A 9792-nucleotide genomic window follows, 5' to 3' on the forward strand; every position below is an offset into this window, starting at 1 on the left:
GCTGAGGCGCGCGCGCAGATCGCGGCGCCGGTCGAGACGCGCTGGGACAAATAGGGTCATGCAGTCGCTGAGAAAATATCGGCGCATCACCGTCAAGATCGGCTCGGCGCTGCTCGTCGACCGCGCGACGGGCCTGAAGCGCGACTGGCTGGCTTCGCTCGCCGACGACATTGCCGGGCTGGCCCAGGGCGGCGCTGAAATCCTCGTCGTCTCGTCCGGCGCCATCGCGCTTGGCCGCACCATCCTTGGCCTCGGCAAGCGAGCCCTGAAACTGGAGGAGAGCCAGGCGGCGGCAGCCGTGGGACAGATCGCGCTGGCCGGCGCCTGGTCGGACGCGCTCGGCAAGGGCAGCCTGAAATCGGGCCAGATCCTGCTGACGCTCGGCGACACCGAGGAGCGCCGCCGCTATCTCAACGCGCGGGCGACGATCTCGACACTCTTGAAGATGAAGGCAGTGCCGGTCATCAACGAGAACGACACGGTGGCGACTTCCGAAATCCGCTACGGCGACAATGACCGGCTGGCGGCCCGCGTCGCCACCATGATGGGCGCCGATCTTTTGGTGCTGCTTTCCGACATCGACGGGCTCTACACCGCGCCGCCGGCGCGCGACCCCAACGCCAAATTCATTCCGGTGGTCGACCGCATCACGCCTGATATCGAGGCGATGGCGGGTGCGGCCGCTTCCGAGCTGTCGCGCGGCGGCATGCGCACGAAGCTCGATGCCGGCAAGATCGCCACCGCCGCCGGCACCGCGATGATCATCACGTCGGGCACTCGGCTGTCGCCGCTGATGGCGATCGAACGCGGCGAGCGCGCTACTTTCTTTCGGCCGAGCAGCAACCCGGTCAAGGGCTACAAAACCTGGATCGCCGGCCAGCTCGAGCCGGCCGGCCGGCTTACGGTCGATGCCGGCGCCATCGGCGCGCTGCTGTCGGGCAAATCGTTGCTGCCGGCCGGCGTCAAGCTGGTCAGCGGCAATTTCTCGCGCGGCGACACGGTGGCGATCCTGTCGCCCGAGGGCCGCGAGATCGCGCGCGGGCTGGTTGCCTATGATGCCGCCGATGCCGTAAGGATCGCGGGCCTGAAGACGGCCGAGATCGAAACCGTGCTCGGCTACGAGGCGCGTTCGGCGATGATCCACCGCGATGACCTTGTGGTGAGCCATTCGGGTGACCAAGTACGGGCCGGCGACCAAACAGGGGCCGGTGACCAAGTCACGGTCGGTGGCGATGTAAGCGGAGGATGAGCCATGCTGAAACTGCATGAAAAATCCGGGGATGACACTGTCGCGCTGATGGCCGATATCGGCCGGCGCGCCCGCGCTGCCGCCCGGCCGCTGGCCATTGCCACAACCGCCGCCAAGAACGCCGCACTGCTGGCCATGGCCGAGGCGATTGTGGCCCGTGAGCAGGACATTCTCGACGCCAACGCCATCGATGTTTCGAATGGTCATGAATCCGGGCTTTCCACCTCCTTCATGGACCGGCTGAAGCTCGATCCGGCGCGCATCCGCGCCATGGCCGACGGCATCCGCGAAATCGCCGCGCTGCGGGATCCGGTTGGCGACGTGATCGCGCAGTGGGACCGGCCGAACGGTTTGCATATCGAGCGCGTGCGCACGCCGCTCGGCGTCGTCGGCGTCATCTATGAGAGCCGCCCGAACGTCACCGCCGATGCCGGCGCGCTGTGCCTCAAAGCCGGCAATCCGGTGATCCTGCGCGGCGGTTCGGATTCGCTCAATTCTTCCGCCGCCATCCACGCCTGCCTGGTCGAAGGGCTGAAGCAAGCGGGCCTGCCGGAGGATGCCATCCAGCTGGTGCCGACCACCGACCGCGCCGCCGTCGGCGAAATGCTGAAGGGGTTGGGCGGCAACCTCGACGTCATTATCCCGCGCGGTGGCAAAAGCCTGGTCGGACGGGTGCAGGCCGAGGCGCGGGTCCCGGTCTTCGCGCATCTCGAAGGCATCTGCCATCTCTACATCGACCGTTCCGCCAAGCTCGATATGGCTGTCAGGATCGCCGTCAACGCCAAGATGCGACGCACCGGCGTCTGCGGTGCCGCAGAGACGCTGCTGGTCGACCGGGCGGTTGCCTCCACGCATCTGGTGCCGATCCTTGATGCACTTCGCGCCGCCGGCTGCGAAATCCATGCCGATGCCGAGGTGCTGAAAGTGTTTTTCGACGCCAAACCGGCGACCGATGCCGACTGGATCACCGAGTATCTCGATGCCATCATCGCGGTAAAACTGGTCGACGGTATCGGTGGTGCGATCGAGCATATCGAGACGTTTTCCTCGCATCACACCGAGGCGATCGTCGCCGAGGATGCGCAAGCCGTCGAGCGGTTTTTCAACGAGATCGATTCGGCGATCCTGCTGCACAACGCATCGACGCAGTTCGCCGACGGCGGCGAATTCGGCATGGGCGCCGAGATCGGCATCGCCACCGGCAAGATGCATGCGCGCGGACCGGTGGGCGTCGAACAGCTGACGTCGTTCAAATACCGTGTGCGCGGGTCGGGACAGGTGAGACCTTGAGCGCTGGTCTTACCCTTCCCCTTGTGGGGAGGGTGGCGAGCACAGCGAGCCGGGTGGGGGGACGACGCTGAATTCCGCGATACCCCTACCCCGCTCCGCTTCGCGGATCGACCCTCCCCACAAGGACGAGGGTAAGGAGGCTATCTCCTCCCACTATCTCAAAATGCCGCACGCCGAGAAAGGCCTTGCCGTCGGCCTGTTCGGCGGTTCGTTCAATCCGCCGCATGCCGGCCATGCGCTGGTCGCCGAGATCGCGCTCAGACGCCTGGCGCTCGACCAGTTGTGGTGGATGGTGACGCCGGGCAATCCGCTGAAGAACACCAGGGAGTTGGCGCCGCTGGGCGAACGGCTGCAGCTGTCGGAACAGATCGCCAAGAACCCGAAGATCAAGGTCACCGCTTTCGAAGCCGCCCATCACGTCCGCTACACCGCCGATACGCTGGCGCTGGTCAAGGCGCGCAACCCCGGTGTCGATTTCGTCTGGATCATGGGTGCCGACAGCCTGCGCGATTTCCATCGCTGGCAGCGCTGGCGCGAGATCGTCATGACCTTCCCGATCGCCGTCATCGACCGCCCGGGCGCGACGCTGTCGTTCCTGTCCTCGGTCGTCGCCAAGACCTTCGACTATGCCCGCATCGACGAGGGCGATGCGCCGCGGCTTGCCCGCATGAAGGCGCCGGCCTGGACCTTCATTCACGGCCCGCGCTCGTCGCTGTCATCGAGCGCGATCCGCAAGCTGGCGAAGGGGTGAGCCCGGCCGCCCGGCCATGTCGCTTTTATCGCTTCCTTTGCCCGTTTCATGGGCAATCCTGAGCAGGCATGTCGATTCCCAGGAAAAACCGCAGCGAAGCCGAGCAGGGCGCCGAGCCCACGCCGCTGATCGCGATTGCCAGCGTCATCGTGTCGATGGCGCTGATTGCCGTCGGCAACGGGCTGATGTTTGCTTATATCCCGGTCCGGCTTGGCGCAGAGGGTTTCGATCCGACCTGGGCCGGGCTGATCATCACCGGGCTTTCGGCCGGCGGGCTCGCCGGCTGCATCTTGACCGGACCGCTGGTGCGAAGGGTCGGCCATGCCCGCGCCTTCATGGTGCTGTCGGCGCTGATCGCGCTGGCCAACGCCGCTGTCGGCGCCGGGGTCCTTCCGCTGCTGTGGATAGCCGCCCGCGCGCTCTACGGCTTTGCCATATGCGGCCTGTTCATCGTCGCGCAGAGCTGGCTGAACGATGCCGTTGCCAACGCCATCCGCGGCCGGGTGATGGCTTTCTTCTACGTTGCCTATGTCGCCGGGCTCGGCGTCGGCTACGCGACGCTAGCGCTGGTCGATATCAGGACAGCGGATGCGCCGCTGATCGGCATCGTCTTCACCGCGCTGTCGATCCTCCCTGTCGGGATGACCAAACTTGCCCAGCCGCCGGCGCCGCAGGCGGCCTCGGTGGCGCTGCGCCGTGCCTGGCGGGTTTCACCGGTCGGCGTCGCCGGCATGCTTGCCGTCGGCGGCCTGTCGATGTCGATTGCTGGCTTCGCACCGATCCACGCCACGGCCAAGGGCTACAGCCAGGCCGACGTGGCGCTGCTGCTTTCGGCGATGCCTCTCGGCACGCTGATCCTGCAGATCCCGCTTGGTTGGATTTCCGACCGAACCGACCGCCGCTATGTGCTGATCGCCGCATCCGCGCTCGCCATGGTCGCCGGCCTGTTTGCACTCGGGTTCGATGGCGGCGCGCTGGCCGCGTTGGTTGTGATCTACATCGTGTGGGACGGCGCTTCGGAATCGATCTATTCGCTGGCCAGTGCGCACGCCGCCGACCGCGCCGGCAAGGACGACATGGTGGCGCTGTCCAGTTCGCTTTTGTTTGCCTGGTCGCTGTCGGGCTTCGTCGTGCCCGGCATCGTGACGGCGCTGTCGGCCGTCTTCGGAACGCAGGCTTTCATCTATGTGGCTGTTCTCATCGCCGCAGCCTTCTGCCTGTTCGTGCTTTTGCGTGTGTTCACGACGCGTGCGGTCCCGGTCGGCGAAACCGGCAGTTTCGCACCGATGACGGCGCAGGCGCCGTTGCCGGTCGAACTCGCCTTCGCACCGGACGATGAGGGCCGGCACTGAGCCACCCGACTATTGTCGACGGGCTTCCGGCGACGGGGCTTCCGGTGGCGGCAGCGGGATCGATATGCCTTCGCTATCGAATTCCTGCTTGGCGCGCTTGGTGAGATCGGTCTGGGTGGCGAAGAAGTCCGCCGACGATGTCCAGTAGCGCAAGGCAATCGAAACGGTGCTATCGCCCAATGTCGCGACGAAAGCGATCGGTGCCGGCTCACGCTTGACCCGCCGTTCGGCGGCGGCAATGGCAAGCAATGTCTTTTGAGCGCGGTCGATGTCGTTCCAGGAGCCGATGCTCAGCGTGATGTCGCTGCGGCGCACCCCGTTGCGCGAAAAGTTGCGCACCGGCTGGTTCCACAGCGTCGAGTTGGGCGCCAATATGTAGACCCCGTCGGCCGTCCTGAGCTTGGTTGCGAACAGGCCGATCTCCTCGATCGTACCGGCAATCGAACCGACCTCGACGGACTCGCCGATGCGAAACGGCCGCAGTGCCAGAAGCATGATGCCGGCCGCGATGTTCTGCAGCGTGCCTTGCAACGCCAGGCCGATGGCGAGGCCAATGGCACCGATCGCGGCAATGATCGAGGCCGTCTGCACGCCGAACTGGCCGAGCACCATGATGGTGACGAGGATCAGGATGGCATAGCGGACGATCTTGGAGAAGAAATGCCGCAACGTCGCGTCGAAACCATGGATATGGCCGAGACCGGCGAAGATCGAACGTTCGGCAAGGCCGGCGACGATATAACCGACGATCAAGAGGATAACGGCACCGATGGCCGAGAAGGAGTAGGAAACAATCAGCGTGCTCAGTTGGGCGAGGCCAGCCTGGACGCTGAGGAAGGCGTTTTGCGGGTCGATCGGCATGGGGGAAATCCGGTTGGTCGGTGAGCCGATAACCCATGCCGACGGCGAGGGTTCCGATCTTTTCCGGTGTGCGGCGGAACCACAGGAGCGACAATACGTTCGTGCGAGGCAGGGTCCCGTCTTGAAACTGTCAGGGAACTCTGCCTATCTAAGTGGTGTCACCTGCTTCAAGGGGTGATTTGGTTGTTCTTGCTGCGAAAGGAAATACACTGAGAACAGCACTGCGGAAGAAGGCCGATATCATGCCTTCGCCGGCCAGGATCAGCGTAGACGACGCCGTGTCCCGCGCCATCAAGACAGTCCTTGCCAGTCTGGAAGACTCCAAGGCCGAAAATATTGTCTCCATCGACATCCAGGGGAAATCGAGCCTCGGCGACTATATGGTCGTCGCTTCGGGCCGATCGCACCGTCATGTCGCGGCTGTCGCCGATCATCTTCTCAAAGCGATCAAGGATGCCGGTCTCGGCACCGCGCGCGTCGAGGGGCTGTCCGGCGCCGACTGGGTCCTGATCGATTCTGGCGACATCATCGTCCATGTCTTCCGCCCCGAAGTCCGCGAATTCTACAATCTCGAAAAGATGTGGCAGGCGCCGGACCTCGAGGAAGAAACGCTCCACTAAGTCGTTCGCGCGGCTTACAAGGCAAGGATGAAGATATCAGTTCATGCCGTGGGCCGGATGAAAGCCGGCCCCGAGAAGCTGCTGGCCGACCGCTATTTCGAGCGCTTCGCCAAGAGCGGCCCGGCGGTGGGGCTTGAATTTGGCGGCATTGCCGAAATAGCCGAGGGGCGCGGCCAGACTGCCAACGAGCGCCGGCGTGAGGAAGGCCAGAAACTGCAGACGCAGTTGCAGCCCGGCACCGCCCTGATCCTGCTCGACGAACGCGGCAAAAGCTTTTCCTCGGAAGATTTCGCCGGGCGCCTCGGCCTGTTGCGTGACGGTGGCCGCAAGGCGCTGATCATCGCCATCGGCGGCGCCGACGGCCACGATCAGTCGCTGCGCGACCAGGCCGAACTGGTGATGTCGTTCGGATTGCTGACATGGCCGCATCAACTGGTGCGCGTGATGCTGGGAGAGCAGCTTTATCGTGTGGCCACTATCCTTTCGGGACATCCCTACCATCGCTCGTAAGCCGGTGAATTGGTGCGACACACCCGGATTTCCGCCCCAATGCCAACGTAACATTGCATCGAGTGGGCGGTTTCGAACATGGTTGATTGTTCGTTAACGAAGCCACGCATAGAGTCGGGCTTCAATGTCTGAAGACAGAAAATCAAGAACGGGCTCATGGCGCGCGCGCTGCGGAATCGCGGCGGCGGTGCTTGTGCTGTCGCTGCATGCGGGGCGGGCGGAAAACACGCTCGACCTGGCTCCCGATCCGGACCAGAGCCGGGCCGAATATGAACGGGTCTCGAAGGAGATCACGCTGTCGTCGGAACGATTGGCCAAGCTCTCCGCCGACATCGCGACGATCAAGAAGGATCACGCCTCGATCACCGCCGCATTGATCCAGTCGGCGATGACCGAGCAGAAGCTCGGCCAGGACATCGAGGACATCGGCGCCAGGCTGGAAGGGTTGAAGGGCCAGGAACAGAAGATCCGCGCCTCGCTGATGGCGCGGCGCGACGTTCTGGCCGAAGTGCTGGGCGCGCTGCAGCGCATGGGCCTCAACCCGCCGCCGGCGATCCTGGTCAAGCCCGAGGACGCGCTGTCGTCGGTGCGCAGCGCCATCCTGCTCGGCGCGGTGGTGCCGGAACTGCGCCAGCAGACCGATAGCCTGCTTGCCGATCTCAAGGAACAGACCAGGATTACGGCGTCGATCGAGGCCGAACGGGCGCGGCTGACGGCGGCGGTCGGCGACCAGACGGCGGAAAAGAAGCGGCTCGGCATGCTGCTGGAGGCCAAGCAGAAGCTCGAAGCCGACACGCAAACGCAAATGGCCGCGGAAAAGCAGCGATCCGAAGCGCTGGCGGCCAAGGCCGGCAGCCTGAAAGAGTTGATCGCCTCGCTCGAAGCGCAGGCCGACAAGAGCCGCAAGGCCGCCGATGCCGCCAAGGCCGCTGAGCAGAAGACGGCGGATGGCGACAAGACATCCGCGCCGGCGGAACTGGCGTCGCTGCCCGTTCCGGAAAGCAACCAACTTGCCGCCGCGGTGCCCTTTTCGGCGCTGCAGGGACAGATCGCACTGCCGGTGACCGGCCGCATCAAGCGGCGATTCGGCGCCGACGACGGTAACGGCGCGGTGATGCTAGGCGACATGGTTGCGACACAATCGGGAGCCATCGTTACCGCGCCGGCGGATGGAAATGTGCTTTATGCGGGGCCGTTTCGCTCTTATGGTCAACTCTTGATCCTGAACGCAGGCGACGGCTATCATGTCGTTTTGGCGGGGATGAGCAGAATCAGCGTCGCGACCGGTCAATCAGTGCTTGCAGGAGAGCCGATCGGTGCGATGGGAGAGGCCCGGGTGGCGAGCACCTCGGTTTCGAAGAATGGAAATGCCACGCCGGAACTCTATGTCGAGTTCCGCAAGGATGGAAAACCCGTCGATCCGGCCCCATGGTGGGCGGACCGTTTTTCTGGAAGGACGTGAATAATGCGGAAACTGTCGCTTCTGTTTGCCGGTGCGCTGATGGGCGCGTCCGCCATGAGCCTGGTCTATGGCGCACCCGGCTCGGCGGCGAACGCTGCAGGGTCGGAGACCTACAAGCAACTGGCGATCTTCGGCGATATCTTCGAGCGCGTGCGGGCACAGTATGTGACGCCGCCCGACGACAAGTCGCTGGTCGAGAATGCCATCAACGGCATGCTGGCTTCGCTTGACCCGCACTCCTCCTACATGAATGCCGAGCAGGCGCAGGATATGCGCGTCCAGACCAAGGGCGAGTTCGGCGGCCTCGGCATCGAAGTCACCATGGAGAACGATCTGGTCAAGGTGATCACGCCGATCGACGACACGCCGGCCGCCAAGGCAGGCGTGCTGGCCGGCGACTACATCGCCAAGATCGACGGCGAAGAGGTTCGCGGCCTGACCCTCAACGATGCGGTCGACAAGATGCGCGGCCTGGTCAACACGCCGATCAAGCTGACCATCCTGCGCCAGGGCGCCGACAAGCCGATCGAACTGACGGTCGTGCGCGACATCATCAAGGTCAAGGCGGTCAAGTTCCGGGTCGAGAACGACATCGGCTACATGAAGATCACCTCCTTCACCGAAAAGACCTACGACGACCTCGAGAACGCCATCGACACCATCAAGAAGCAGATTCCCGACGACAAGCTGAAGGGCTACGTTCTGGATCTCCGCCTCAATCCGGGTGGCCTGCTCGACCAGGCGGTGAGCGTGTCCGATGCCTTCCTCAACCGCGGCGAGATCGTCTCGACGCGCGGCCGCGACCCCAAGGACGTCACCCGCTTCGACGCCAAGCCCAAGCAGGTCGACGACATCAACGGCAAGCCGATGATCGTCCTGGTCAATGGCGGTTCGGCCAGTGCCTCGGAAATCGTCGCCGGCGCGCTGCAGGACCTGCGCCGCGTCACGGTGGTCGGCACGCAGTCCTTCGGCAAGGGTTCGGTGCAGACCATCATTCCGCTCGGCGAGAATGGTGCGCTCAGGCTGACGACGGCGCTCTATTACACGCCGTCCGGCAAGTCGATCCAGGGCAAGGGCATCACGCCCGACATCAAGGTCGAACAGCCACTGCCGCCGGAACTGCAGGGCAGGGATCTGACGCGTGGCGAATCCGATCTCAAGGGCCATATCAAGGGCGCCGACGAGAGCACGACGGGTTCGGGCTCGGCCGCCTATGTGCCGCCGGATCCGAAAGACGATCTGCAGCTCATCTATGCCGAGCAGCTGCTGCGTGGCCAGAAGACCGATCCGTCCTTCCCGCCCAATCCGCAAAAGGCGGTTCTCAACCAGTAGGGATCTGGAGCGGCGCACGCGCCGCTCCATCTTTCTGTTTGAGCATGATGGAAGCAATGCGATGCTGCCGGGACCGAAAGGTTCCGGCAGTTTGATTCGGGGGCGAGGCAAAGCTCCCAAGGCATGGCGCGGGGGTGCGCCGGGATTGATGAATTCGCGCATGCCGTTTCGAAGTGGCTTCGCCTTCGGAGCCATGCGCCCGGGGATTACGCTTGACTGATATCGGCAAGGACATCGAACGCCCGCTCGGACAGGCAGTCCGGCCGCCGCGCGCCGCCGGCAAGCTCAGCGGCGGTGCGATCATGGCGACGGTGGCCGTGCTGGCGCTGGCAGGCGTCTCCGGCGCGATCGCGCTCAGGGAAAAG

General features: G+C 64.4%; 9 protein-coding genes. 8 read left to right on the forward strand and 1 reads right to left on the reverse strand.

The features are described 5' to 3' along the window. The first annotated feature begins 58 nt into the window (after nt 1-58). The 4 genes from proB (at nt 59) to EOA22_RS14815 (ending at nt 4642) form a co-directional block, all read left to right on the forward strand. A complete protein-coding gene (gene proB / locus EOA22_RS14800) occupies nt 59-1249 on the forward strand; it encodes a glutamate 5-kinase (RefSeq protein WP_013529068.1) in 1191 nt (396 codons plus the stop codon). Between the two features lie 3 nt (nt 1250-1252). Further along, a complete protein-coding gene (locus EOA22_RS14805; protein WP_063169216.1) occupies nt 1253-2539 on the forward strand; it encodes a glutamate-5-semialdehyde dehydrogenase in 1287 nt (428 codons plus the stop codon). Nucleotides 2540-2702: 163 nt separating this feature from the next. After that, entirely contained in the window at nt 2703-3290 is a 588-nt protein-coding gene (locus tag EOA22_RS14810; protein ID WP_013529070.1) for a nicotinate-nucleotide adenylyltransferase, read from the forward strand. 68 nt (nt 3291-3358) lie between these two features. After that, the gene (locus EOA22_RS14815) at nt 3359-4642 is read left to right on the forward strand and encodes an MFS transporter (RefSeq protein WP_013529071.1); all 1284 of its coding nucleotides are present in this window, start codon (nt 3359-3361) and stop codon (nt 4640-4642) included. Between the two features lie 9 nt (nt 4643-4651). Here the strand turns inward: EOA22_RS14815 and EOA22_RS14820 are convergent, their stop codons facing one another. Further along, nucleotides 4652-5503, reverse strand: coding sequence for a mechanosensitive ion channel domain-containing protein (locus EOA22_RS14820; RefSeq protein ID WP_013529072.1), 852 nt, complete (start codon nt 5501-5503; stop codon nt 4652-4654). Nucleotides 5504-5745: 242 nt separating this feature from the next. Between EOA22_RS14820 and rsfS the strand changes: the two genes are divergently transcribed. The 4 genes from rsfS to EOA22_RS14840 all read left to right on the forward strand — a co-directional run bounded on the left by rsfS (nt 5746) and on the right by EOA22_RS14840 (nt 9427). Beyond that, nucleotides 5746-6123 (forward strand): ribosome silencing factor, encoded by a 378-nt coding sequence (gene rsfS / locus EOA22_RS14825; protein ID WP_013529073.1) that lies wholly within the window; start codon nt 5746-5748, stop codon nt 6121-6123. 27 nt (nt 6124-6150) lie between these two features. Next, on the forward strand, nt 6151-6633 hold the full coding sequence (gene rlmH, locus EOA22_RS14830; RefSeq protein WP_013529074.1) for a 23S rRNA (pseudouridine(1915)-N(3))-methyltransferase RlmH: 483 nt from the start codon (nt 6151-6153) through the stop codon (nt 6631-6633). A gap of 124 nt (nt 6634-6757) precedes the next feature. Next, a complete protein-coding gene (locus EOA22_RS14835; protein WP_024502880.1) occupies nt 6758-8095 on the forward strand; it encodes a murein hydrolase activator EnvC in 1338 nt (445 codons plus the stop codon). Then, nucleotides 8096-9427 (forward strand): S41 family peptidase, encoded by a 1332-nt coding sequence (locus EOA22_RS14840; protein WP_024502881.1) that lies wholly within the window; start codon nt 8096-8098, stop codon nt 9425-9427. Nucleotides 9428-9792 lie beyond the last annotated feature (365 nt).

This window comes from Mesorhizobium sp. M7A.F.Ca.US.014.04.1.1, from assembly GCF_003998745.1.
Lineage (GTDB): Bacteria > Pseudomonadota > Alphaproteobacteria > Rhizobiales > Rhizobiaceae > Mesorhizobium > Mesorhizobium ciceri.